Genomic DNA, 22,992 nt, shown 5'->3' with positions numbered 1-22,992 from the left:
TACCTTTCTGGGGTCAGCTTTGGAAAATATACGTGCCGGGCGCATCCGTGAGCGGGGGATACCCGGCGGCTGGCGCGCCCAGATCAGGTGGATCGGTTTGAACGCTGGAGGCCTCGGCGAGCCAGAGGGACCAGTCGGTCCACCATGAGCCCTCGGTCGGTTCATGCGTGGCGAACCACGTATCGGGGTCGACATAGCGGGCGTCCTTGGGCCGGTGGCCAACACGGAAATGGCGCCGGGGGTGGCCGGGCTCGCTCAGGATACCGCCGTTATGGCCCGAATTGGTCAACACGAAGGTCAGATCGCAATCGGTAAAGAGCCGCATCTTGTAGACCGAACGCCACGGCGCGATATGGTCGGATTACCGTATATGCTCCAAAACCGCTTAAAACAGAGACCTATTATGAGGTCTTGCGCTGTTTGCGTCCCTCTAACCCACTGATAAGTCGTCAATACTGGAAAGGCACATTCGACTAGTGGTTTGGAATGGACTGAGTGGTGGGCGACCCTGGAATCGAACCAGGCGTGCGTCTCCGCGAGGGAGTTACAGTCCCCTGCCACACCTTGCGGCCTGTCGCCCACTGTCAGGCGTTGACCTGACGTGGAGGCGTGATTACTAGCGCCTTGAAGGAGCGTCAACAGGAAAATTTCGCTTTGACGCAGGAAACCGAATTCCCGGCCCGGAGGCCCATGAAATGAAGAAACCCAAATGGGTCGTCGAAAAGGAACAGGCGCGCAAGGCGGCTGCAGCGGAAACCGTCTGGCTGTTCGGAATACACGCCGTGCGCGACGCGTTGATGAACCCTAACCGGCAGAAGTTGCGCCTGATCGTCACGCGGAATGCGCGGGATAAATTGGCCGAAGCCATTGAATTTGCAGGCATTGAGGCCGAAATGGTTGATCCGCGCAAATTTACTGCGCCGATTGATCCGGGCTCTGTCCATCAGGGCGCCGTTCTTGAGGTCAAACCTCTGGAGTGGGGCGGATTGGCGGAAAACTGCATTGGCCGTGAGCATCCGCGCGTGCTTTTGCTCGACCGGGTAACAGATCCTCACAATGTCGGGGCGATCCTGCGCTCGGCCGAGGTATTGGGGGCAAGTGCAGTCATCGGCACACGGCACCACTCGGCGCCCGAGACAGGTGCGTTGGCCAAGACCGCCAGCGGCGCGCTGGAGCGTCAACCCTATCTTCGGGTCCGCAATCTGGCGGATACGATTGTTGAGTTGCAAAACATGGGTTTTCTGGTGCTGGGGCTGGATGGTGAGGCCGACCAGACCATCGAAACGGCCTTGGGTGGCAAGCTGGATCAGCCGGTTGCACTGGTGCTTGGGGCCGAAGGACCGGGCCTGCGGCAAAAAACGAAGGAAACGGTTGATCAACTGGTGAAAATCGACGCAGCCGGGGGTTTTGGGTCGCTTAACGTCTCAAATGCAGCCGCAATCGCCCTATATGCCTCAAGGCACACGTAGACAGGAGAGCCCCATTCCCAGCCCGTCCAAAATCGTCACCTGCTGTTACTGCGGGACCCGCGCTGCATTGGTTCTGAAAGGGCAGCAACGCCACGAACTAAGCTGTTCAAGTTGTGGGGCGCCGCTGCATGACATCAAAATGGTGCCCAAGCGAAAGTTGAACGACGAAAAGATAAAACGAGACGTCAAAAAAGCGCCAGCGGCATACCGGAAGAACAAAAAGAAGAAGAAAAGGGCCATCTTCTCGCGCTTGCTGGAAGAGGCGTGGGATGTTGTCGAGGATATCTTTGATTAAAGTGGTCTCAGGGTCGTTCTAATGATCACAAACCCGTTAACGGGGGTTTCGCAAAGGCGCAAGAATTGCAATGTGATTATTTGAAAGGATCAAATTGATTCCCGCCATGCTTACTCGTCGTTTTCTGTTGGCCGCAGCGGCCGCCTCCATGATCGTACCTGCCGCCACAGCGCAGGAGATGCCATTTTTCTTTGCTACAGAGGGAGCGGCAATTGCAGGCTATGATGTGGTGTCCTATTTTGACGCAGATGCGCCGATAGAGGGAAAATCGGAACACGCAGTTGTGTGGCGGGGGGCCAAATGGCAATTCGCAACCGCCGAAAACCGTGAGGCATTCGAGCGTGATCCACGCGCCTTTGCGCCTCAGTTCGGTGGCTACTGCGCTTACGCGATGGCCCACGGATCACTGACCGGTTCTGACCCGATGGCCTGGCAAGTCGTTGGTGGACGGCTGTATATGACCCATTCATTGGAAGTTGAACGGATGTGGCGCACCGACTCGGCTGAATATATCCGCAAGGCCGAAGCGCATTGGCCCGGAATTCTTCACAACAAATGAGCAAATTGTCGATTTTTGTGAATTGTCATCACAAAAATTTGCTCAACCTCTTTTTTTCTCTGATCATATGCCTAAATGACACAGTGACCGCGGAACGGAACTGCCGCGGGTCATTTCACTGTCCCTCGTTCCAACAACTGGCGCTCAGGCACGGCCTGGGCGCTTTTTTCTTTTGGTTTGCCAGAATATGGTGCGGCCATGACAGAGTATCCTGATAAATATCTGAAAGAGGTTCTGCAGCGTACCAAGGTGGTCGCTGTGGTTGGTGTGTCGATGAATCCGGTGCGGCCAAGCTATTACGTGGCGCGGTATCTATCGTTGAAAGGGTTTACGGTTATCCCGGTCAATCCGGGCCATGCGGGGAAAGAGTTGTTCGGTCAGACCGTGCGCGCCTCATTGTCCGAGATTTCCGAGCCGGTTGATATGGTCGATATCTTCCGCCGGTCCGAGGCGGTGTCGCCGATCGTCAACGAAGCATTGGACGTGCTTCCCGAACTACGCACAGTTTGGATGCAGATCGGGGTGGAAAACGCCGATGCCGCCGCCAAGGCGCAAGGTCAGGGTATGGACGTGATTATGAACAGATGCCCAAAAATCGAATATCAACGCCTGTTTGGTGAGCTGCGCATGGGTGGATTTGCAACCGGCGTGATCTCTTCCAAAATCTGATCTTATTCACTGACATAGGGTAAAAGCTCACCATATTGCTCGACGCGGCGTTGCTGCAACACGGCGTCACGCGGTACCCATTCATATTTCGTGTCCTCCACCAGCGGAGACCAGAACAAAACCCCACCGTACCGCCAGGGATCAAGCACCACGCCGTCATACATTGTTTCGCCTCTGCGGCTGATAATGGTGGTGCTGTGGTCGATCCTGAACGGGTTGTCCGCATTGGCGATGGCGCGATGTAATTCGAGCGTCTGGAAGTTCTCTTGCGTGAGGCGGCGCTCAATATCCTCGGCCCAGTGCCAGCACAGCCCTCGAGGGCGCAGACCCTTGTTGACTTTGGCATTGTGGATCAACGGGGGGTCAGTGATTTGGTATTCCTGCACCAGTTGCTCCGTATAGGAATAGGCGATCTGAGAGGCACGGTTTGCTTCTTCCGGGTCAACATCCGGCCCAAGGCTGAGGATTTCACTGGCGAGTCGCTGCACTTCGTCCCCGGATGACGGGGGCGGGGACGCGCATGCGGTCAGCGTCGCAAAGGCCAGCATAGCTGCCATAATCCTGATCATCCCTTGGCCCTATGATCCGTTGACTGTGAAACCTGATCATAAAGGCGAGGACGAGTTGACGGAACCCTGTCGTTCAGCCCTTGGAGCGCGCAGCTTTTTCAGCGATGCCGCTGACCCCTTGCCGCCGTTCCAACTCGGCCAGGACGTCATCCAGTGCCACATCGCGTGCCGCCAGCATGACCAGCAAGTGATATAGCACATCCGCCGCTTCGGCTGTCAGGCCCGCCCTGTCACCCTTGACGGCTTCGATGATGGCTTCGACGGCTTCCTCTCCGAACTTTTCGGCACATTTTTCGGGACCTTTTGCCAACAATTTGGCGGTCCAGCTGGAGTCGGGATCAGCATCCTTGCGGGCCTCGATGGTGGTGGAGAGATCGCTTAGAATGCTCATGTTAACCTCATCGGGATGCCCGCAGCAGCCATGTGTTCCTTGGCTTCACGGATCGTATATTCGCCGAAGTGAAAGATCGAGGCCGCCAGAACCGCGCTTGCGCCACCTTGTGTCACGCCTTCGACCAGATGATCCAGATTGCCCACCCCGCCCGAAGCGATCACGGGCACATCCACCGCATTCGAGATGGCGCGTGTCAGCGGCAGGTTAAACCCGGCCTTGGTGCCGTCTCGGTCCATTGAGGTCAGCAGGATTTCACCCGCGCCTTTGGCGACAACGGTTTTGGCAAACTCCACGGCGTCGATCCCGGTGGGCTTGCGGCCACCATGCGTGAAAATTTCCCACTTACCGGGGCTGACGGTCTTGGCGTCGATGGCGCAGACGATGCATTGGCTGCCAAATTGATCCGCTGCCTGGGCGACCACGTCCGGATTTGCCACTGCGGCAGAATTGAAACTTACCTTGTCCGCTCCGGCCAGAAGCAGGGCCCGAACATCTTCCTTGGTGCGCACGCCGCCGCCTACAGTCAGGGGAACAAAACATTGCTCGGCCGTGCGTTGAACCACGTCGAACATGGTGCCTCGGTTTTCGTGGGTGGCGTGAATGTCCAGAAAACAAATCTCGTCCGCGCCGGCGGCGTCGTAGGCCTTGGCCGATTCCACCGGGTCGCCTGCGTCACGCAGGCCCACGAAGTTCACGCCTTTGACCACACGGCCATCAGCGACATCCAAACAGGGAATGATGCGGGTTTTCAGCATGGCGGCATCCTTTGTTGCCGCACCTGTACCGACAAAGCCCCGCCGATGCCAGTGCCGAACGGCGCGACACCGGCGAAACGCAGGTTGCATGACCTTCAATCAGTCGGTGTGCAGTATCTTGAGGGCTGACAACAGGTTGGCCTTGTCATCTGTCCAAGGAATCCGACCGTCTGCAACCAAAGGCTGCCACTCTCCCTCTTCGACAAACGCGTCGATGCGGCTTTTGTCACGGCTCAGGATAACCACATGTGTATCGGATGCGCCCTGCTTTTTTTCCTGCTTTCCGACTTTGTCCCTTTGGAGTGCAGCGAAAAGGTCAAGTGCGGCGGCAGACCGGGCCAGTTGCGGGGACAGGTCGTAGTATTGGTTCGAGATATGGAAAACCAAAACGCCATCCTGGTTCAAATGGCGCAGGTAAATTTCGATCGCTTCACGGGTGATCAGGTGCAGGGGGATTGCATCAGAGCTGTAGGCGTCCAGCACCATGATATCAAAATCAAATGCTTGATGTTCCAGCACGATCCGGGCATCGCCAAGATGCGTCTCGGCAGTTGGGGCGCATTCGGACAGATAGGTGAACAGCTCTGGATCACGAGCGATACGGTCGACGGTTTGGTCGATCTCGAAGAAATCCCATGTCTGATGCGGCTGGCCGTAACAGGACAACGCGCCAGTCCCGAGACCAACAATGGCGATATTGCTGGAGTTGACGCCGTAATCCGATGTGAGAACTTCGGCCATCGGTCCGTTCGGATGGTAATACGACAACGCAACTGGTCGTGTGCCGGGGGGCGTTCGTTTTTGCCAACCATGCATTGTGGTGCCGTTCTTGTAGACGCGGAACTCGCCCAAATCAAAAACATCGTGGGTTCCAAAAAAGCTGCGGTCGCGGAAATGGCTGTCTTGCTTGGAAAAGAGCGTTGGTACCAGAACGATCAGCAAAACGGTCGCCAAGCGGGTCGGATTTCCTCTGAACATAAGCAAAACCGCAGCGACAACGGCTGTAACTGCGACAAACGCGAGTGTCCGGGACTCGAATTGAAAGCTCAGCTTCAGAGCGCCAGTCATGAACAGCAGAGGGAACGAGAGGACTATGCCCAGTGCAACGTGGCGCGGATTGAACTTCCCCGATTGCAGCAAGAACAGGCCTCCGGTCAGGATTAGGGTGACGGCGAATTCGATCTCGCGGTTGAAAACGGCAGGTGCGATGATTGAGTTGAAAAGCCCGCCACAAGCGCCGCCAACTGAAAGTGCCAGATAAAACACAGTAAGATGCTGGGCCGGTGGGCGAAACTCATACAGCAACCGGTGCGCAAACAAAGCAATCAAAAAGAGAATAGGAATATACAAGGCCATAACGACGGGTGGCTTGTGCGCGGACAGAGTATTGGACAGCAGCACGACACCTAATGCCAGTGCGATCAAAACCGGCATCTTTAACCCGTTCAGGGTTAAGCGACGCCACTTAGCAAAGGCCAGGATGAACGTCAGTAAATACGTCGCTAGTGGCACAACCCAGATCAGGGGAATAGCACCAAGGTCGATGCTGAGTTTGGTTGTGGTGGCCAACATCAGGGACGAGGGGATGAAGGCAATGAAGACCCAGCCGATGATTGCCCCGAAGCTCAGCCTGTCGCTAGCGGAAGGTGTGTTCTGTGTTGCGACAGGTTTGTTTGCGCCTTTCAGGGCAAACATGCCGCTGACCGCCATGAGAAGCCCGAATGCGACAAACCCAACGGACCAGAACAGGCTGATGTCCTGAGCACCAAAAAATGGATCGGCAATAAGTGGAAACGCCAACAGGGCCAGTAAAGACCCTACGTTGCTGGCCGCATACAGAAAATACGGATCATTGGCCGACGGACCGCCCGAGCGTGAATACCAGGCTTGTAGCAATGGTGCATTCGCTGACAGCACCGCAAACGGTACCCCCACACCGACCGCGAAGACCAGAAGGGTTTGAAGGGCGATCGAGGCCGAGGGATCGAACCTCCAATCGTCTTGCGTGGCAAGAGGCAAAAAACTGAGCGCCAAAACCCAAAGGGCCAGATGTGTCACAATCTGCCACCGAAGACCGAGCCATCGTGTCAGCACATGAGCGTACAAATACCCCAAGATAAGCATCAGCTGGAAGAACAGCATCGCTGTTGTCCAGACCGCAGGTGTGCCGCCAATTTTCGGCAAGACAAGTTTCGCAAACAGTGGCTGCACAAAAAACAAAAGGCTGGCGCTGACAAAAATCGTCACGCAGAAACTGATAACCGGAGCAAGATAACGCCAGTTTTCTGTAGGTTGCGAAACATTTGAAATAGACACGGCAAAACTCCGGCTATGGGGTACGGTTCAGCGGTAGGCGCGGAATTTGACCTTTTCGCGACCGATCTGTGCAAATTCTGCAAGTTTGACCAAAATTGTTTACGATCTGAGATCGATTCGAGGGCCAGTTTTCTTGGGTGGGTCAATCAGATGACAGCAGAGGTAAACACCGCGTCGATGATGCCGGACTTGTGATTGCAAGGCCATTCAAACCCGGGAAGTTTACACCCAAATTCAGCGGGAGATTAATGAGATGCGCAGTTTCATTTTGGCAACTGTTTTCGTTTTAGGAGGAACCGTCGCAGCGATGGCAGACGATATCATCAAGGTTAGCACAGACAAATCGGTGTCAGAGGCGCTGGATGCGTTTGAGGACGCTGTTGGTAATGCGGGTGCAACCGTTTTTGCACGCATTGATCACGCAGCTGGGGCCGAAAAGGTTGGGCTGACCATTCCAGCCAATCAAGTGCTGATCTTCGGCAACCCCGCGATGGGTACGCCCGCTATGCAGATTGATCCGCGTGCAGGATTATTCTTGCCGCTGAAAGTGCAGGCATACGAGGACGAAAACGGTCAGGTTTGGTTGGCCTATGAAGACCCCAAAGAGACTATGGATGATCTAGACGGTGTTGATGCATCCCCGGTCATTGAAAAGATGCGGGGGGCGCTGGCAAAGCTGACGTCTATCGCGGCGGAATAGTTGATCGACTGTGCTGGCAACACGGCTTGTTGGCACAGCCCACCCTTCGAAATCTGCTTGATTGCAGGACTATGGGGCTTTTTCGTTTATCGGGCCTTGCGGGAATCGTCGCACGCAGGGGAAAATGACAGCTTACCTTGAGGGCGGCAAATCCGGCGCTGATGAATCACTCAAGCCAAAGAACGCTGTCTGCACGGGCGCGCGCTAAGCTGATCGTTGGAAATTCTACCTTTCCTGCTTGAAAGAACCGCACTCTGGTAAAGCCGAGACATTCTTTCCAAGCCGTTGGGGGCAGGGGGAGCAAATGTTCCAACCCGGTGTCACGGTCAGGATTAGCTTTTTAGCGTAAACAACGCCTCTTTCAGGTCAATCGCACCATCATAGAGCGCACGGCCCGAAATCGCACCATTCAAAGCTGCGCCACAATCGCGCAGCGCGATCAGGTCAGCGATCGATGAAACGCCACCCGAAGCGATCACCGGAATCGATACAGCGCGCGCCAGGTCTGCGGTAGCTTCGACATTTGGACCCTGCATCGCACCATCGCGGTTGATGTCCGTATAGATGATGGCGGCAACGCCCGCATCCTCGAAGCTGCGCGCCAGATCGGTGACCTGCACGTTGGTTTCTTGGGCCCAGCCTTTGGTGGCAACCATGCCATTGCGCGCGTCGATGCCGACGGCAACTTTGCCCGGGAAGGCTCTTGCAGCCTCTCGCACGAGGTCGGGGTTCTCAACTGCCACTGTACCCAGAATGACGCGTGCCAGACCTTTATCGATCCAAGTCTCGATCGTGGCCATGTCACGAATGCCGCCCCCAAGCTGTGAGGGAACTTTGCAGGCCTTCAAAATTGCTTCAACCGGCGCGGCGTTCACCGGCTCGCCTGCAAAGGCACCGTTCAGGTCTACAAGGTGAAGCCATTCGCACCCTGCGTCAACAAAGGCACGGGCCTGCGCGGCCGGGTCGTCGTTGAAAACGGTGGCCTTATCCATTTCACCGCGCAGCAAGCGCACGGCTTGGCCGTCTTTCAGGTCGATGGCGGGGTAGAGGATCATATTATGCGGCCCTATGTCAGAGGTTACTCGCGCGGCATATCGCACATGCAGGGCAGGGGATGCAACGCGACGCAAAGTCAATCTTGCCCGGTGGCGAATGGCGGGCCAGACTGGCCACAATACAGGGAGACACTCATGAAGACATTTACTTTTGCAGCGGGTTTGGCAGTGCTGGCAACAACCGCCTTGGCAGCCGATCCTGTCGACGGGCTGTGGAGGACCGCACCGGGGGATACCGGCGGGTATCTGCACGTCACGATTGCCGAATGCGGCAGCGCCATTTGTGGCACCATTGATACCGCCTTCGACGCGGATGGGAACGAGCAGTTGGACTATGAGAATCTGGGCAAGCAGATCATCTGGGATATGATCCCCGAAGGCGGCGGCAGCTATGACGATGGCAATATCTGGGCCCCGGACCGGGACAAGACCTATAATTCGAAAATGGCGCTGGACGGCCAGAACGAGCTGACTGTCAAGGGTTGTGTCGCCGGTGGCCTGATCTGCCGCGGACAGACCTGGACACGCGTTCAATAAGCTTTAAGGAATCCAGGTCAGGAAATTCCCGATCATACGCAGACCCACATCCTGGCTTTTCTCGGGGTGGAATTGCATGCCAACCATCGTGTCGCGGCCGATCACGGCCGTGACCTCCTGTCCATAATCCACGTAAGCCAACCGTTCAGCCGGGTTTTTCACCCGGAAGTGGTAGGAGTGGACAAAATAGGTGTGATCGCCAGAGTTGACCCCGCTAAACACCGGGTGGTCGCTTTCCAGCACCAGATCGTTCCAACCCATATGGGGGACTTTCAACGCTTTGTCTGACGGTTCAATCCGCACCACATCGCCAGCGACCCAGCCCAGCCCGTCCGTTTCACAGTATTCATGGCCCTTCGTGGCCATAAGTTGCATACCGACGCAGATTCCCAGAAACGGTCGGCCTTTTTGTTCGACCGCCTCAACCATGGCGTCATAGATGCCTTTATGTCCGCGCAATTCGGCGGCGCAGGCCGGAAAAGCACCGTCGCCCGGCAGAACCAACCGGTCGGCACGCGCAACAACATCCGCGTCCGAGGTCACAACGACCTCACCCGCATCCATTTCGCGCGCCATGCGTTGAAATGCCTTTTCGGCCGAGTGCAGGTTGCCGCTCTCGTAATCAATGATGGCTGTCAGCATTTACAGCGCGCCCTTAGTGGAGGGAATCGCATCTGCCTTGCGCGGGTCAGTCTCAACCGCCTGGCGCAGGGCACGGGCCACGGCCTTAAAGGCAGCCTCGGCAATGTGGTGGCTGTTGAAGCCGTGCAACAGGTCGACATGCAGTGTGATGCCGCCATGGGTGCTGAGCGCCTGAAAAAACTCGCGCACCAATTCGGTATCGAACGAGCCAATCTTGGGTGTCGGCAGGTCCACGTTCCAGATCAGGAATGGGCGGCCTGACAGGTCCAGCGCACAGCGAACCTGCGCGTCGTCCATGGGCAGGTGGCACTCGCCATACCGACGGATACCCTTTTTGTCGCCCAGGGCTTGTGTCAAAGCCTGACCCAGCGCGATGCCGGTATCCTCGACCGTGTGGTGATCGTCGATGTGATAATCACCCTTGGCGCGGATCGTCATGTCGATCAGTGAATGGCGCGCAAGCTGGTCCAGCATATGATCGAAAAACCCGACACCGGTCTGGTTGTCATATATGCCTGCGCCGTCCAGATTGACCTCGACCGAGATTTCGGTTTCGGCGGTCTGACGGCTGATCTTTGCGCTGCGCATGGGCGAATTCCTTTTGCTACAGGCGCGCTTATAGACGGGGTTGGGGCGGCTTATCCAGACCGCACGTGGTAATCAGCGCAAACTGTTGCAGGGGATTGCGCCCGCGCGCGCCCCATGCCAGCCTGCCAGCAATTCAACCAACAAGGCACGGCCCATGTCCACCTGCGTTTTCATCCAGATCCGCTGCAAACCCGGCACCACCTACAAGGTCGCTGAAGAAATCGCCTTGCGCGAAATCCACTCCGAGCTTTATTCGACCAGCGGTGAATACGACCTGCTGCTGAAACTCTACATCCCCGAAGACAAGGATGTGGGGCATTTCATCACGGAAAACCTTTTGGTGATTCCAGATATCGAACGGTCCCTGACCACGATGACGTTCAAGGCGTTCTAGCCCAGCTCAAACGTCGTAACGCCAAAGATGCGGTTCAGGTCGATATCTGGTTCGTGATTCGAATACATCCGCGCCGTTTCAAACACTTTGCTCAGTCCAAGTTCGTCCGCCAATGCCATGGCCGATGCATTGGGCTGAGGCATGTCCACAAATACCTCGTGCGCGCCGTGTCTCTCAGGAAGCGCGGCAAGAACTGCGCCAAGCAACGCCTTTGCGATCTTGCCTGTATCCGCAAACAGGGGGCCAACCTTGTACCCATTCAGGCAGGGGCGCAGTGTGGCATACCCACTGATCCTGCCACTATCGATATACACCTTTGAGACGTGGCCTGATGCGCTCAGCCAATGTTCAAGAAATGCATCGCGCGGCGCGGGGAACAGACTGCGATCATAAACCCGCAGGTCATCTGAAACGCTGGAAAGCTCAGAAATCTGAGCAACCGGCCCTGTTTCCAGTTTGGCCAGTATGTCCATTGCAGTTCCGGAGAAACGATAGTTGTTGTAGGCAAAGGCAAAGCCCGACTTGCGATAGTTGTGTTGCTGATCGACGACCCCATCCAACCCGATGTTGAGCGCATTGCAATTTGCCAGCGCATGCCGCCAGATTTTCAGCCCGTGGCCAGAACCGCGAAACTCGGGCCGAACGATGTAGAACCCAAGAAATGCAAATGTATCGTCGTAGCGGACGACAGAGATTGAGGCGATCATCTCACCATCCAGAAAACCGCCCAGAAACCCGCCGGAATCGGTGCTGTGGAAACATGCGGCATCATGATGACCGGGGTTCCACCCCTCGCGTCCGGCCCAATCTACAGCTATCTGTAGTTCATCAGCAGTTAAAGGGCGGATGACATATTCAGACAAGGCGAATGTCCTGTATTACGCAATACTGCCAGAATGGCGCAATGACAGCGTATACGCTAGGCTATATTGGAGTGTTGGTATCTGGAGCGGGCGAGGCGATTCGAACGCCCGACCCTAACCTTGGCAAGGTTATGCTCTACCCCTGAGCTACGCCCGCATCAGATACATATGTGGTCCAAAGACCTCTCAATGGAGCGGGCGAGGCGATTCGAACGCCCGACCCTAACCTTGGCAAGGTTATGCTCTACCCCTGAGCTACGCCCGCGCCGTTGAGTGAGGAGGGATGTATAAATTCCCACGCAAGCCTGCAAGCGGAAAAACACAAAAAGGCAGAAAAATCTTTCGACGGAAATCCCCGCGCCACACGTTTAAGGCTATGACCGTTGTTGAGTTGGCCGGTTTGAGGAGAGGAAGATGACACGCAGTGCAGATATAAAAACGGCCCTTTTGGCGGCACTAATCTTGCTGACAACCGTGATTTGTGTCCGGGATGAGAACGAGGTGGTCAAGCTGGAACTGACCCTCATGCAAGCCCCACCGATTGAGACGCGGATTTTGGCAGGGTAAGCCCCGCCACGCACGTCACAGCGCCAGCATGAGGTTCGCAATGGCAGCAACCAGTATGGCGGTGAATGTCAGCAGCATTCCCATGCGGCGTAAAATCACGATCTGAGGGGTGCGGCCAAAGCCATATGCGTGAAAAACACGACCGGCTAGCAATGTCAGCCCAAGCATATTCAAGAGAAAGCCTCCTGCGTTTTGCAGTTCGGCCATGGCGATCAGTAGCAACGCAAAAGGCGTGTATTCGACGAAGTTGGAATGCGTTCTGATGACCTTGATCATGTTCTTGCTGCCCCCGTCGCCGTACGAGATTTTGTCGCTCAAGCGTTGACTGATTACCCTTGCGCTGAGGGCGATGTACAGGATTGCCAACAGCGCGGCGTAGATGGGGGATATGGTCAGCATAATTGCCTCCGTTCGATCAGGAAAAGCTGCACTTTTTTTGAAACTTTAATCGGTTTTTCAACCTGTTCCAGTCCATTCGGAAAGTGTGATTTTTGAGATTTCAAACCTGTCACGGCTGGACAAATTTCCGCCGCGGTTTTGCCAAATTCCAATGTCACTTTCTTTGAGAATATTCACTTCATGTACTTGGCTCCTGCTGCCGTTGATGAAAGGGACAATTGAGAAAATGACACGAATTCTTCTGATAACGCGCGTGTTCGCGACATCTTTGATGCTGATTGGGGCAGTCAGTTTTGTAGCTGTTGTCGCGGCACCGGATATGGCCATTGCCAAGAACGGCAATGGCGGCGGTAACGGTGGTGGTAACGGCGGCGGTAACGGTGGTGGTAACGGCGGCGGTAAGGGAAATGGTGGCGACAAGGGCAATGGTGGAAGCCAGGCCAGCGGAAAATCCGGAGAGCAGGGTGTAAAAGCCAAGGGCAACTCAGGCACGAAATCAACCGGCACGGGCAAGGGCCTGTTGGGGAAATTGGGGCTCAAGAAAACTGATCGTCAAAAAACTGCGAAATCCCGCAGTTCAAATCGAAATAAGCCAGGCTTTATAACCAAGATTGAAAAAATAGTGACGGGCAAAAAAAACCAGCCCAAGACGGTGACGCACGCGAAGCCCAAAGCCGTAGTCGCACTCGATGAGGAAGCCGTTCCACCTAACAAACATGGAAAAATCGCTTCCGAGCTGAAGTCGCTCAATGCAGCGCATGCGAGCCAAACGGCGCTTAAAAATGCCGCGCCCAATAGTATGCCTGGCAAGTTGTACGCATATCAACAAAGTGTTTTGGGGTACCCAGACGCAACTGCCGATCTGAGCAAGAAGCAAACCGAACTATCGGATCTGCAAAGTTTGACCGGTGAGCAAATTGAGGAACAGTTCGCGCCGACCGAAGATGAGATTGAGCAGGGCATCACAGCAGAAGACAAGTACAACGATGCAGTGGCCGATGCTGAGCAGGCGGTTCAGGATGCTGAAGACAATCTGGCCGACGCGGCAGACCCGCAAGAGACTTTCGACACGCTAACTGGCGGTCGCGAATTGTCGCCTGATGCGATGGACGAGTTGCATGACCTTCTGGGGTTGCCTGAGCCCGAAGAACTTGACGAAACCTCTGTTGAGGCAAGCACAGAGGCGACAGCGGAAGATGAGGTCGTCGACGGCTGATACCTGCACTCGCCCAAAAGTGAAAAGGCGCGCAGTTTGCGCGCCTTTTTTAGTCTATTCCAGTTCAACCAGCAGGTCTTTTGCGTCAATTTGGCCGCCGGGCTGGACGTTGACGACTTTGACCGTTGCGTCACGCTCGGCGTGGATGCCGGTTTCCATTTTCATGGCTTCGATGGTCAGCAGCATGTCGCCTTCCTTGACCTGTTGACCGGCTGTCACGGCGATTGTTGCAACCACACCAGGCATCGGTGCGCCCACATGGTTGGGGTTACCGACTTCGGCCTTGGGTCGCGCCTGCGTGGCCGATGTGACCATCCGGTTCGGCACTCGGATCACGCGAGGCTGACCGTTGAGTTCGAAGAACACTTTGACCTCACCCTTTTCGTCGGTCTCGCCGATGGCCTGACAACGGATTTCCAGCGTCTTGCCGGGATCGATCTCGGCGGTGATCTCTTCACCCGGTTCCATACCGTAGAAGAAGGTCTTGGTCGGCAGGGTGCGGACCGGTCCGTAGATCCGGTGGCGGCCCATGTAATCCAGAAACACCTTGGGATACATCAGGTAGCCATTCAGGTCCTCGTCATCGACCTGCATCCCTTCCAATTGTCCGGAAAGCTCGGCGCGGGTGGCTTCAAGGTCGACGGGCGGCACATGCTTGCCGGGGCGCTCGGTGTTGGGGGCTTCGTCCTTCAGCACCTTCTTGATGATGGTGTCGGGGAACCCGCCCGGAGGCTGGCCCAGATTGCCGCGCATCATGTCGATGACCGAGTCGGGGAAGGCCACATCCGTGCCGGGGTTCTCAACGTCCGCACGCGTCAGGCCCTGACTGACCATCATCAACGCCATGTCGCCAACCACCTTGGAAGACGGCGTTACCTTGACGATATCCCCGAACATCCGGTTCACATCGGCATACATCTGAGCGACCTCGTGCCAGCGTTCTTCCAGCCCGAGGCTGCGCGCCTGTGCCTTGAGGTTGGTAAACTGACCGCCCGGCATCTCATGCAGATACACCTCGGAGGCCGGGGCCTGCAGGCCGGATTCGAACGCCGCGTACTGGCCGCGCACCGCCTCGAAATAGTCGCTGATCTCGCGGATCGCCTTGATGTCCAGACCGGTGTCCCGCTCGGTATGGCGCAGCGCCTCGACCACGGTGCCCAGCGTTGCCTGGGATGTGTTGCCCGAGAATGCATCCATCGCGCAATCCACCGCGTCAACGCCTGCCTCGGACGCGGCCAGAATGGTCGCGCTGGCGATACCCGCCGTGTCGTGGGTGTGGAAGTGGATCGGCAGCCCGACCTCTTCTTTCAGCGCGCGGATCAGGATTTTAGCCGAGGCCGGTTTCAGCAGGCCCGCCATGTCCTTCAGGCCCAGAACATGCGCCCCTGCGTCGCGAAGCTCCTTGGCCATGCCGACATAGTATTTCAGGTCATACTTGGCACGGTCCGGGTCGAGGATATCACCGGTATAGCAAACCGTTCCCTCACAAATCTTGCCGTTCTCGATCACCGCATCCATCGCCACGCGCATGTTCTCGACCCAGTTCAGCGAGTCGAACACGCGGAACACGTCGATATTCTGCGCGGCCTGACGCACGAATTCCTGCACCACGTTGTCGGGGTAGTTGGTATAGCCAACGCCGTTTGCCCCGCGCAGCAGCATCTGGGTCATCAGATTCGGCATCGCCTCGCGCAGGTCGCGCAGACGTTGCCAGGGGCATTCCTGCAGGAACCGGTAGGCCACATCAAACGTCGCGCCGCCCCAGCATTCGACACTGAATAGCTGCGGCAGGTTGGCGGCATAGCTGGGCGCCACGCGGATCATGTCGATCGAGCGCATCCGCGTCGCCAGCAGCGATTGGTGCCCGTCGCGCATGGTGGTGTCGGTGATTAGCAATTGCCGCTGCGCCTTCATCCAGTCGGCCACGGCCTGCGGGCCCTTTTGCTCCAGCAGGTTGCGGGTGCCCATCTGGGGTTCGGCCTTGAGCGCAGGGGGCTTGGGCTCTTTCAGGTCGGCGCGTGGCTCGGGCCGGTCTTTGGTCTCGGGGTGCCCGTTCACGGTGATATCCGCGATATAGGTCAGCACCTTGGTGCCCCGGTCGCGGCGGCGCTTGAAGGTGAACAGGTCCGGCGTCGTGTCGATGAACTTGGTGGTGTATTCATTCGACAGGAAGGTCGGGTGCTTCAGCAGGTTGATGACAAAGTCGATATTGGTGCTGACGCCGCGAATGCGGAACTCGCGCAGCGCACGGTCCATCCGGCTGATGGCTTTGTCGGGCGTCGGCGCCCATGCCGTGACCTTGGTCAGCAACGAGTCATAATACCGGGTGATCACGCCCCCTGCATAGGCCGTACCGCCATCCAGACGGATACCCATGCCGGTGGCCGAGCGATAGGCGGTGATGCGGCCATAGTCGGGGATGAAGTTGTTCTGCGGGTCCTCGGTGGTAATCCGGGTCTGCAGCGCATGGCCGTTTAGATGCACATCCGCCTGGCTGGCGGCTCCGGTGGCTTCGGCCAGCGTCTTGCCCTCGGCGATCAGGATCTGCGCCTGAACGATGTCGATGCCGGTGACTTCCTCGGTGACGGTGTGTTCCACCTGCACGCGCGGGTTCACCTCGATGAAGTAGAACTTGCCGGTTTCCATATCCATCAGGAACTCGACGGTGCCCGCGCATTCATAGTTCACATGGGCGCAGATCTTTCGGCCCAGTTCACAGATCTCGGCGCGTTGCTCTTCGCTCAGATACGGGGCAGGCGCTCGTTCGACGACCTTTTGGTTCCGACGCTGAACCGAGCAGTCGCGTTCATACAGATGGAAAATCTCACCATGCTTGTCGCCCAGGATCTGCACCTCGACATGGCGGGCGCGGGTGATCATCTTTTCCAGATAGCCTTCGCCATTGCCAAAGGCGGCCTCGGCCTCGCGGCGGCCTTCCAGAACCTTTTCCTCCAGCTCATCCTCGGACTGGATCGGGCGCATGCCGCGCCCACCGCCGCCCCACGACGCCTTGAGCATCAGCGGATAGCCGATTTCCGCGGCTTCGGCCCGGATCGCGTCCATGTCATCGTCCAGAACTTCGGTCGCCGGGATCACCGGAACCCCTGCCGCAATCGCAACCCGCCGTGCGCTGGCCTTGTCACCAAGCGCGCGCATGGTCTCGGCGCGGGGACCTATAAAGGTGATGCCATTCTGAACACAGGCATCCACGAAATCAGGGTTTTCCGACAGCAACCCGTAACCCGGATGGATCGCATCCGCACCACATTGCTTGGCCACGCGGATGATCTCGTCAATCGACAGATACGCCGCAACAGGACCCATCCCCTCACCAATCCGATACGCCTCATCCGCCTTGAACCGGTGCAGGCCCAGCTTATCCTCCTCGGCGTAAACCGCGACGGTCTTCTTACCCATCTCATTCGCCGCGCGCATCACGCGAATCGCAATCTCGCCGCGGTTGGCTATCAATATCTTCTTGAAATCGGTCATATCGGGTCCCGGTCTTTTTTGTTTGGCCGTGTCATAGGTGGACAATAGGCGCTCGTATATCAGTCGTTCTGGGTAGAACCGGCATGTTAACGCTCGCAAACGCCGCTTGTTAGCGGTAACTTCTTACCCGCTCTGCGTTGCAGCATCAATTGGCGTGATCATGTGTCTTTATCTGATCCAGTTGCGCCAACCCCATCTGCCCCATATTCGCCTGCAAATCCTGCCGTAGAATGTCGATGACATGGGCCGGTCCACGTGCCCCCAAAGCAGCGAGGCCATAGAGAAAACCGCGCCCCAGCATGACAAAATCTGCTCCAAGCGCCAGCGCGCGCAGAATGTCCAGACCGCCTTCGACGCCACCGTCAAAGATAAGCGGCAGGTTCGTGGCCGCGCGAATGGCAGGCAGCACGGAAATGCTGGCCGGGGCGCCATCGAACTGCCTGCCACCGTGATTCGAAACCCAGATTGCGTCAACTCCTGCCCGTTGCAGCCGGTCAGCGTCTTCTGCGCGCATCACACCTTTTACAATGAAAGGCCCATCCCACGCGTCACGCAGCCAGTTCACGTAATCCATATCCGGTGAGGTGCGCAGCAGGTAACCGACATGTGCCGTTGGCGAGCGGGCGCTGTGGTTGTCGATATACTTGTCCAACGTCCGCATTCGCGGCATCCCGTTTCGCGCCATCCCCAAGGCCCAGGTCGGACGCAGGGCAATCTGGGCCAGTAGCCTCGGGGTGAGTCGCGGCGGATTGGTCAGGCCGGATCGCACCTGCCGTTCCCGACGAGAGGCGACAGGAACATCGACGGTCAACACAAGTGTCGTGAATCCAGCACTTCTGACGCGGTTCAGCATATCAGTACGGATTTTGGGATCTTTTGGCGGATAAAGCTGAAACCAGGCACTCTGTCCGATATGCGGTGCCATGTCCTCGGGGCTCTGACTGGCGACGGTCGACAGGGTATAGGGCACGCCCGCCTTTGCGGCGGCTTGCGCCAGCAATTGTTCCGCATTCGGCCAGATCAGCCCTGACATCCCAATAGGTGCAATACCGAAGGGCAGTGGAAAGTCATTACCAAGGAACCGCGTGCCAGTCTCACATTCGATTGGGCCATGCAGGATCGAAGGCAGAAATTCGACATCATCCAGCGCAGCCCGGTTTCGATGCATAGTGGCCTCGGTCCCGGTGCCGCTTGCCAAGTATTCCCATACAAAATGCGGCACCCTGCGCCGGGCATGGCGCTTCAGGTCGGCAATGCCGGGGAATGAGCTGTGAAGGTCCATATGAATTGATCCGACCTGTTGCGCGATTCTGCAAGGTTTTCAGACTGCTGCCACCAGAAAGGATGCACGAGCGGGCCTTTGGGCGATTGATGTCAAGACACTGTGCCGACGGAGGCAGGGTGAAACCGGGTGCTGTTCGACCTGTTATGCATAGCCCAGAGATTTATGCGCGCCTGCTGGCAGAACCCAAGCCCGTCAAGTACTCCGGCGCAAAGGGAGTGAAATAGGTGCAGGCAAAACCCGGTGTATTGATCAGAAATGCGACGGTTTTTTTTTGAGTGTTGTGTGAACAAGCCGTGAACAAACCCTTTCCCTTGCGGCGTTTCCAGCGTAGTTTGGGCAAATGAGCAGTTTCGACGAAATGGACGCCTTTGAGGGCGCATCGTTATCCGCGCGTGCCATGGCTGCACGCCCCACGCCGTATCTGAATGAACTGAACCCGGCCCAACGCGAAGCAGTCGAGCGGTTGGAGGGGCCAGTTCTGATGCTGGCTGGCGCGGGTACGGGCAAAACCAAGGCGCTGACGGCCCGGATTGCGCATCTTCTCAGTACTGGTCGCGCGCGTCCGAACGAGATTCTGTCCGTGACCTTCACCAACAAAGCTGCTCGTGAGATGAAAGAGCGGGTCGGTCGATTGCTTGGGCAGCCGGCGGAAGGAATGCCGTGGCTGGGAACATTTCATTCGATCTGCGTCAAGCTGCTGCGCCGCCATGCTGAATTAGTCGATCTGAAATCCAACTTCACGATTCTCGATACGGACGATCAACTGCGCTTGCTCAAGCAGTTGGTACAGGCGGCGAACATTGATGATAAACGCTGGCCCGCGCGAATGCTTGCCGGGATCATCGACGACTGGAAGAACCGCGCGTTGACACCCGACAAGGTGCCTGTGGCTGATGCCGGGGCCTATAACAACAAGGGTATTGAGCTTTACGCGCAGTACCAGACCCGGCTGCGCGAGTTGAATGCAGTGGATTTCGGCGACTTGCTGCTGCACATGGTTACGATTTTCCAGACACATCAGGATGTGCTGGAGCAATACCAGCGTTGGTTCCGGTTTATCCTTGTGGACGAGTATCAGGATACTAACGTCGCGCAGTATCTATGGCTGCGCCTTCTGGCCGGGGCGCATAAGAATATCTGTTGCGTAGGCGATGACGACCAGTCGATCTATGGCTGGCGCGGGGCCGAAGTGGGCAACATCCTGCGCTTCGAAAAGGATTTTCCCGGTGCCTATGTGGTTCGGTTGGAGCAGAACTATCGCTCGACCCCGCATATTCTGGCCGCAGCATCGAACGTGATCCGAGGCAATGAAAGCCGTCTGGGTAAAGAGCTTTGGACAGACGCTGAAGAGGGCGAAAAGGTTCGGCTGATCGGTCATTGGGATGGCGAGGAAGAGGCCCGCTGGATCGGTGAAGAGATCGACGCGATGCAGGGCGGGACGCGCGGTGTGCGGCCCATTGGGCTGGATGAAATCGCCATTCTGGTCCGTGCGTCGCACCAGATGCGCGCGTTTGAGGACCGGTTCCTGACCATCGGCCTGCCCTATAAGGTAATCGGCGGCCCCCGGTTCTATGAGCGGTTGGAAATTCGCGATGCCATGGCTTATTTCCGGCTGGTGGTCAGCCCCGGCGACGATCTGGCGTTCGAGCGGATCGTAAATACTCCGAAAAGGGGTCTCGGCGACAAGGCGCAGCAGACGATCCAAATGACTGCGCGCGAGCATGGCGTGTCACTGGTCGACGGCGCGCGTATTGCGGTCGACAATGGGTTGATCAAGGGCAAGGGCGGTAAAGCGCTGCGCGAGTTGATCGACGGGCTGGCGCGGTGGAACGCGATGACGCGCGGGCCTCGGATCGAGGTCGACGATGACTCGGTCATTGATGATGGCGCCCCGATGCGGTTCGGAGAGCCTGAGGTCTCGCATATCGAGCTGGCGCAGATCATCTTGGATGAATCCGGTTACACCGCCCATTGGCAGAACGAGAAAACACCCGAAGCTCCGGGGCGGCTGGAAAACCTGAAGGAACTGGTCAACCAGCTGGACAATTTCGAAAACCTGCAAGGCTTTCTTGAGCATGTCAGCCTGGTCATGGACAATGAACAAGAGGGCGACGGGGCTAAAGTCTCGATCATGACCTTGCACGCAGCCAAAGGGTTGGAGTTTCCAGCCGTATTCCTGCCGGGGTGGGAGGACGGGCTGTTCCCTTCGCAGCGGTCTATGGACGAATCCGGAATCAAGGGTTTGGAAGAAGAGCGGCGTTTGGCCTATGTGGGCATCACCCGCGCGGAAGAAATCTGCACTGTATCTTTCGCGGCGAACCGGCGCGTGTTTGGGCAATGGCAGAATGCAATGCCGTCACGGTTTATCGACGAATTGCCCGAGGATCATGTTGAGGTGCTAACACCTCCGGGGCTTTACGGCGGTGGTCAACCCACGACTGGGATCGAAACCCGCGCGGCTGAAGCGAATGTCTATAACTCTCCGGGGTGGAGGCGGATGCAGGCGCGACAAGGGCAGTATGGAACCTCTCAGCCGCGCGAAAGCCGCAATACGGTGATCGACGCAACTGCCGTGGCCAGCTTTACGATGGGTGAGCGCGTGTTTCACCAGAAATTCGGGTATGGTGCGGTAATCGGTATCGAAGGCGACAAGGTCGAAGTGGATTTCGACAAGGCGGGGATCAAAAAAGTGGTCTCGCGGTTCCTGTCCGCCAAAGACGACGTGCCGTTTTAACCAAATGGAATGTGCCTGACGGCACATGCTCGACTTATTTTATAGGCGCCCGGCATTGGCCGTGGCGCCTCTTTCGTGCCCGAGGAATGAAAAACGGCGGTTCCCAGGGAGGAGGAGGGGAACCGCCGTTCTTATCAACATCGGGATAGGGAGGAGAAGACCCGATGTATCCGAACCCGGGTTTGATCCCGGTATTTGTAAGTCGCGGCGACGCCAGGGAGGAGGAGAGGTGCCGCCGCGCGCTTTCAACATCAAGGCAGGGAGGAGGAGAGCCCTGATGTATCAGCTTCCGGGTCTGATCCCGGTATGTCGAAGACGCGGCGACGTCAGGGAGGAGGAAGACGTCGCCGCGCTCTTTCAACACCGGGAAAGGGAGGAGGAGTACCCGGTGTGTCAGTGTCCGGCATCCTGGGCCGGTATAATTGCGGCGATATCAGGGAGGAGGAGAGATATCGCCGCTGAAGTACAGGTCCAAAAGGGAGGAGAAGGACCTGATCTTGTTATGTCAGTGCGCGCCTAGGACGCGACGTAGTCTTCTGCCGCCTGCATTGCCATCCGACGGATCATCGAACGGTGCAGACCAAGATCGGCCAGCTCGCGGTTCGACAATGCGGACAGTTCGTTAACTGTTTGACGGTAGATGCGGTACCGGAGGAAGTGGGCTTTCGCGACGTCGATCAGTGACGGTAAGCCAGTCGCCGGTGCGCCTTTAAGTACGGTTTGATGAGTTGCTGCTGCCATCTGCGTTACCCGATAAGTTTCGTTCTTGCCAATGTGTTCCGGCGTTTGCTTGAGACTGAAGATAAGGGAATGCTGCGCTTGCACAACAGCCTACATAGTCAATGCTGCTATGCAGCAAATGCATAGATATCAACGCGTTGGTCGCAAATGGACATAAGTGCCTTTAAAATATAGGTTTTAGGCCAATCCATGCAGTTAACGCAAATGCTTGCGGCAACCGGGGAGTTAAAGATTGCTTTTTCTTTGCGCAGGTTGCTTTGAAATTTGGGCAAATTGAGAATCCGATTGAACGCGAAATTTCGCATCGGTGTGGGCAGCTGTCTGTATGGGAAATTATGGGCATGTCTTGAGAGTCTGGTGTTTTGCTGTCTGCGCGCGTTGGCCTAGGGGTGATTCGGCGCATTTGGGGGCAGTTTTGAACAATTGAGTAGGAGATTCTCATGATGACTCAAAAAAAGTGGGAAATTATGGGAAATGTAGGGTTGGCACTCAAAGTCACTACAAGTTGTGCAAGCTAAGTAATGAATAACCAAATATGGTCGAATTAGGTTAGTTTTCTTTTGGATCGCCTTTGGTTATGTTGCAACGTCTGAAGCTGTGGGTAAAAGTTTCTGTTGATTTCCATGAATTCCCATGTCATCCCTTGAACATAAGATGAGGACGAGGCACATGGGGCGCCAAACGACCCCGAACCAAAAAAACAGGTTTCATACAGGCATCTCGCTTTCATCACTCAGAGATCCGGCGCGCGGG

At 56.7% G+C, this 22,992-nt stretch carries 24 protein-coding genes and 3 tRNA genes; 11 read left to right on the top strand and 16 right to left on the bottom strand.

The genetic code is table 11. The features are described from left to right. Positions 1-13 precede the first annotated feature (13 nt). Together AC2FIT_RS13920 and AC2FIT_RS13915 are read right to left on the bottom strand one after the other, a co-directional pair. Complete coding sequence (locus AC2FIT_RS13920; RefSeq protein ID WP_496830382.1) at positions 14-325, bottom strand: hypothetical protein; 312 nt, start codon at positions 323-325, stop codon at positions 14-16. Between the two features lie 171 nt (positions 326-496). Then, positions 497-580: transfer RNA gene (locus AC2FIT_RS13915), tRNA-Tyr, on the bottom strand. Positions 581-695: 115 nt separating this feature from the next. Here AC2FIT_RS13915 and rlmB point away from each other — a divergent pair. The 4 genes from rlmB to AC2FIT_RS13895 all read left to right on the top strand — a co-directional run bounded on the left by rlmB (position 696) and on the right by AC2FIT_RS13895 (position 2,992). Beyond that, the gene (gene rlmB, locus AC2FIT_RS13910) at positions 696-1,469 is read left to right on the top strand and encodes a 23S rRNA (guanosine(2251)-2'-O)-methyltransferase RlmB (protein WP_496830380.1); all 774 of its coding nucleotides are present in this window, start codon (positions 696-698) and stop codon (positions 1,467-1,469) included. After that, positions 1,450-1,764, top strand: a complete 315-nt coding sequence (locus tag AC2FIT_RS13905) for a hypothetical protein (protein ID WP_496830390.1) — start codon at positions 1,450-1,452, stop codon at positions 1,762-1,764. The genes rlmB and AC2FIT_RS13905 overlap by 20 nt, the downstream gene beginning before the upstream one ends. Before the next feature lie 106 nt (positions 1,765-1,870). Beyond that, complete coding sequence (locus AC2FIT_RS13900; protein WP_496830378.1) at positions 1,871-2,323, top strand: YHS domain-containing (seleno)protein; 453 nt, start codon at positions 1,871-1,873, stop codon at positions 2,321-2,323. A gap of 198 nt (positions 2,324-2,521) precedes the next feature. After that, positions 2,522-2,992, top strand: a complete 471-nt coding sequence (locus AC2FIT_RS13895) for a CoA-binding protein (protein WP_496830376.1) — start codon at positions 2,522-2,524, stop codon at positions 2,990-2,992. Positions 2,993-2,994: 2 nt separating this feature from the next. Here AC2FIT_RS13895 and AC2FIT_RS13890 read toward each other — a convergent pair whose 3' ends face one another. From AC2FIT_RS13890 to AC2FIT_RS13875, 4 genes are all read right to left on the bottom strand, one after another. Beyond that, on the bottom strand, positions 2,995-3,561 hold the full coding sequence (locus AC2FIT_RS13890; protein ID WP_496830374.1) for a hypothetical protein: 567 nt from the start codon (positions 3,559-3,561) through the stop codon (positions 2,995-2,997). 73 nt (positions 3,562-3,634) lie between these two features. Then, a complete protein-coding gene (locus AC2FIT_RS13885) occupies positions 3,635-3,952 on the bottom strand; it encodes a phosphoribosyl-ATP diphosphatase (RefSeq protein ID WP_496830372.1) in 318 nt (105 codons plus the stop codon). Beyond that, positions 3,949-4,710, bottom strand: coding sequence for an imidazole glycerol phosphate synthase subunit HisF (gene hisF, locus AC2FIT_RS13880; RefSeq protein WP_496830370.1), 762 nt, complete (start codon positions 4,708-4,710; stop codon positions 3,949-3,951). The genes AC2FIT_RS13885 and hisF overlap by 4 nt, the downstream gene beginning before the upstream one ends. A gap of 99 nt (positions 4,711-4,809) precedes the next feature. Beyond that, the gene (locus AC2FIT_RS13875) at positions 4,810-7,026 is read right to left on the bottom strand and encodes a fused MFS/spermidine synthase (RefSeq protein ID WP_496830368.1); all 2,217 of its coding nucleotides are present in this window, start codon (positions 7,024-7,026) and stop codon (positions 4,810-4,812) included. A 253-nt stretch (positions 7,027-7,279) separates the two neighbouring features. Here AC2FIT_RS13875 and AC2FIT_RS13870 point away from each other — a divergent pair, with 253 nt between their 5' ends. Continuing rightward, positions 7,280-7,726, top strand: coding sequence for a DUF302 domain-containing protein (locus AC2FIT_RS13870; RefSeq protein ID WP_068335749.1), 447 nt, complete (start codon positions 7,280-7,282; stop codon positions 7,724-7,726). A 332-nt stretch (positions 7,727-8,058) separates the two neighbouring features. On the opposite strand, the gene hisA is transcribed toward AC2FIT_RS13870, so the two are convergent. Next, positions 8,059-8,781, bottom strand: a complete 723-nt coding sequence (gene hisA / locus AC2FIT_RS13865) for a 1-(5-phosphoribosyl)-5-[(5-phosphoribosylamino)methylideneamino]imidazole-4-carboxamide isomerase (protein WP_496830366.1) — start codon at positions 8,779-8,781, stop codon at positions 8,059-8,061. Between the two features lie 135 nt (positions 8,782-8,916). On the opposite strand from hisA, the gene AC2FIT_RS13860 reads away from it, so the two are divergent. Beyond that, on the top strand, positions 8,917-9,318 hold the full coding sequence (locus AC2FIT_RS13860) for a DUF2147 domain-containing protein (protein ID WP_496830364.1): 402 nt from the start codon (positions 8,917-8,919) through the stop codon (positions 9,316-9,318). A 3-nt stretch (positions 9,319-9,321) separates the two neighbouring features. Here the strand turns inward: AC2FIT_RS13860 and hisH are convergent, their stop codons facing one another. Together hisH and hisB are read right to left on the bottom strand one after the other, a co-directional pair. Further along, positions 9,322-9,960 (bottom strand): imidazole glycerol phosphate synthase subunit HisH, encoded by a 639-nt coding sequence (gene hisH / locus AC2FIT_RS13855; RefSeq protein WP_496830362.1) that lies wholly within the window; start codon positions 9,958-9,960, stop codon positions 9,322-9,324. Further along, on the bottom strand, positions 9,961-10,548 hold the full coding sequence (gene hisB, locus AC2FIT_RS13850) for an imidazoleglycerol-phosphate dehydratase HisB (RefSeq protein WP_496830360.1): 588 nt from the start codon (positions 10,546-10,548) through the stop codon (positions 9,961-9,963). 154 nt (positions 10,549-10,702) lie between these two features. On the opposite strand from hisB, the gene AC2FIT_RS13845 reads away from it, so the two are divergent. After that, positions 10,703-10,942, top strand: a complete 240-nt coding sequence (locus AC2FIT_RS13845; protein ID WP_496830358.1) for an Lrp/AsnC ligand binding domain-containing protein — start codon at positions 10,703-10,705, stop codon at positions 10,940-10,942. Here the strand turns inward: AC2FIT_RS13845 and AC2FIT_RS13840 are convergent. The 3 genes from AC2FIT_RS13840 to AC2FIT_RS13830 form a co-directional block, all read right to left on the bottom strand. After that, entirely contained in the window at positions 10,939-11,805 is an 867-nt protein-coding gene (locus AC2FIT_RS13840; protein WP_496830356.1) for a GNAT family N-acetyltransferase, read from the bottom strand. The genes AC2FIT_RS13845 and AC2FIT_RS13840 overlap by 4 nt on opposite strands. 82 nt (positions 11,806-11,887) lie before the next feature. Further along, positions 11,888-11,962, bottom strand: a tRNA-Gly gene (locus tag AC2FIT_RS13835). A gap of 33 nt (positions 11,963-11,995) precedes the next feature. Then, positions 11,996-12,070 (bottom strand) — tRNA-Gly (locus AC2FIT_RS13830). A 149-nt stretch (positions 12,071-12,219) separates the two neighbouring features. Between AC2FIT_RS13830 and AC2FIT_RS13825 the strand changes: the two genes are divergently transcribed. Further along, on the top strand, positions 12,220-12,372 hold the full coding sequence (locus tag AC2FIT_RS13825; protein WP_496830354.1) for a hypothetical protein: 153 nt from the start codon (positions 12,220-12,222) through the stop codon (positions 12,370-12,372). A 15-nt stretch (positions 12,373-12,387) separates the two neighbouring features. Here AC2FIT_RS13825 and AC2FIT_RS13820 read toward each other — a convergent pair whose 3' ends face one another. Further along, positions 12,388-12,771, bottom strand: a complete 384-nt coding sequence (locus tag AC2FIT_RS13820; protein ID WP_496830352.1) for an MAPEG family protein — start codon at positions 12,769-12,771, stop codon at positions 12,388-12,390. An 85-nt stretch (positions 12,772-12,856) separates the two neighbouring features. On the opposite strand from AC2FIT_RS13820, the gene AC2FIT_RS13815 reads away from it, so the two are divergent. After that, complete coding sequence (locus AC2FIT_RS13815) at positions 12,857-13,987, top strand: hypothetical protein (protein WP_496830350.1); 1,131 nt, start codon at positions 12,857-12,859, stop codon at positions 13,985-13,987. 54 nt (positions 13,988-14,041) lie between these two features. Here the strand turns inward: AC2FIT_RS13815 and AC2FIT_RS13810 are convergent, their stop codons facing one another. After that, the gene (locus AC2FIT_RS13810; protein WP_496830348.1) at positions 14,042-17,479 is read right to left on the bottom strand and encodes a pyruvate carboxylase; all 3,438 of its coding nucleotides are present in this window, start codon (positions 17,477-17,479) and stop codon (positions 14,042-14,044) included. Positions 17,480-17,624: 145 nt separating this feature from the next. Further along, positions 17,625-18,761 carry an alpha-hydroxy acid oxidase gene (locus AC2FIT_RS13805; RefSeq protein WP_496830346.1) on the bottom strand — a complete coding sequence of 379 codons (1,137 nt, stop codon included), beginning with the start codon at positions 18,759-18,761 and terminating at the stop codon, positions 17,625-17,627. 343 nt (positions 18,762-19,104) lie between these two features. On the opposite strand from AC2FIT_RS13805, the gene AC2FIT_RS13800 reads away from it, so the two are divergent. Both AC2FIT_RS13800 and AC2FIT_RS13795 read left to right on the top strand, forming a co-directional pair. Further along, entirely contained in the window at positions 19,105-21,498 is a 2,394-nt protein-coding gene (locus AC2FIT_RS13800) for an ATP-dependent helicase (protein ID WP_496830344.1), read from the top strand. A 25-nt stretch (positions 21,499-21,523) separates the two neighbouring features. Next, positions 21,524-22,018: a hypothetical protein gene (locus tag AC2FIT_RS13795; RefSeq protein WP_496830342.1), complete on the top strand. Its 495-nt coding sequence runs from the start codon at positions 21,524-21,526 to the stop codon at positions 22,016-22,018. Here the strand turns inward: AC2FIT_RS13795 and AC2FIT_RS13790 are convergent. After that, positions 22,015-22,239, bottom strand: a complete 225-nt coding sequence (locus AC2FIT_RS13790) for a DUF1127 domain-containing protein (RefSeq protein WP_496830341.1) — start codon at positions 22,237-22,239, stop codon at positions 22,015-22,017. The two genes, AC2FIT_RS13795 and AC2FIT_RS13790, sit on opposite strands and share 4 nt — an antisense overlap. Positions 22,240-22,992 lie beyond the last annotated feature (753 nt).

This window comes from Ruegeria sp. YTSA135 (assembly GCF_059610165.1).
This window is presented reverse-complemented; position numbering and strand designations above follow the sequence as displayed.

Excerpts from the sequence above, each read along its gene's own strand:
- AC2FIT_RS13795 (WP_496830342.1), top strand. The coding sequence starts at position 21,524 with ATGCTCGACTTATTTTATAGGCGCCCGGCATTGGCCGTGGCGCCTCTT.
- hisF (WP_496830370.1), bottom strand. The coding sequence starts at position 4,710 with ATGCTGAAAACCCGCATCATTCCCTGTTTGGATGTCGCTGATGGCCGT.
- AC2FIT_RS13890 (WP_496830374.1), bottom strand. The coding sequence starts at position 3,561 with ATGATCAGGATTATGGCAGCTATGCTGGCCTTTGCGACGCTGACCGCA.
- rlmB (WP_496830380.1), top strand. The coding sequence starts at position 696 with ATGAAGAAACCCAAATGGGTCGTCGAAAAGGAACAGGCGCGCAAGGCG.
- AC2FIT_RS13870 (WP_068335749.1), top strand. The coding sequence starts at position 7,280 with ATGCGCAGTTTCATTTTGGCAACTGTTTTCGTTTTAGGAGGAACCGTC.
- AC2FIT_RS13790 (WP_496830341.1), bottom strand. The coding sequence starts at position 22,239 with ATGGCAGCAGCAACTCATCAAACCGTACTTAAAGGCGCACCGGCGACT.
- hisA (WP_496830366.1), bottom strand. The coding sequence starts at position 8,781 with ATGATCCTCTACCCCGCCATCGACCTGAAAGACGGCCAAGCCGTGCGC.
- AC2FIT_RS13900 (WP_496830378.1), top strand. The coding sequence starts at position 1,871 with ATGCTTACTCGTCGTTTTCTGTTGGCCGCAGCGGCCGCCTCCATGATC.
- AC2FIT_RS13810 (WP_496830348.1), bottom strand. The coding sequence starts at position 17,479 with ATGACCGATTTCAAGAAGATATTGATAGCCAACCGCGGCGAGATTGCG.
- AC2FIT_RS13820 (WP_496830352.1), bottom strand. The coding sequence starts at position 12,771 with ATGCTGACCATATCCCCCATCTACGCCGCGCTGTTGGCAATCCTGTAC.
- AC2FIT_RS13895 (WP_496830376.1), top strand. The coding sequence starts at position 2,522 with ATGACAGAGTATCCTGATAAATATCTGAAAGAGGTTCTGCAGCGTACC.
- AC2FIT_RS13885 (WP_496830372.1), bottom strand. The coding sequence starts at position 3,952 with ATGAGCATTCTAAGCGATCTCTCCACCACCATCGAGGCCCGCAAGGAT.
- AC2FIT_RS13905 (WP_496830390.1), top strand. The coding sequence starts at position 1,450 with ATGCCTCAAGGCACACGTAGACAGGAGAGCCCCATTCCCAGCCCGTCC.
- AC2FIT_RS13825 (WP_496830354.1), top strand. The coding sequence starts at position 12,220 with ATGACACGCAGTGCAGATATAAAAACGGCCCTTTTGGCGGCACTAATC.
- AC2FIT_RS13860 (WP_496830364.1), top strand. The coding sequence starts at position 8,917 with ATGAAGACATTTACTTTTGCAGCGGGTTTGGCAGTGCTGGCAACAACC.
- AC2FIT_RS13805 (WP_496830346.1), bottom strand. The coding sequence starts at position 18,761 with ATGGACCTTCACAGCTCATTCCCCGGCATTGCCGACCTGAAGCGCCAT.
- AC2FIT_RS13845 (WP_496830358.1), top strand. The coding sequence starts at position 10,703 with ATGTCCACCTGCGTTTTCATCCAGATCCGCTGCAAACCCGGCACCACC.
- hisB (WP_496830360.1), bottom strand. The coding sequence starts at position 10,548 with ATGCGCAGCGCAAAGATCAGCCGTCAGACCGCCGAAACCGAAATCTCG.
- AC2FIT_RS13800 (WP_496830344.1), top strand. The coding sequence starts at position 19,105 with ATGAGCAGTTTCGACGAAATGGACGCCTTTGAGGGCGCATCGTTATCC.
- hisH (WP_496830362.1), bottom strand. The coding sequence starts at position 9,960 with ATGCTGACAGCCATCATTGATTACGAGAGCGGCAACCTGCACTCGGCC.
- AC2FIT_RS13920 (WP_496830382.1), bottom strand. The coding sequence starts at position 325 with ATGCGGCTCTTTACCGATTGCGATCTGACCTTCGTGTTGACCAATTCG.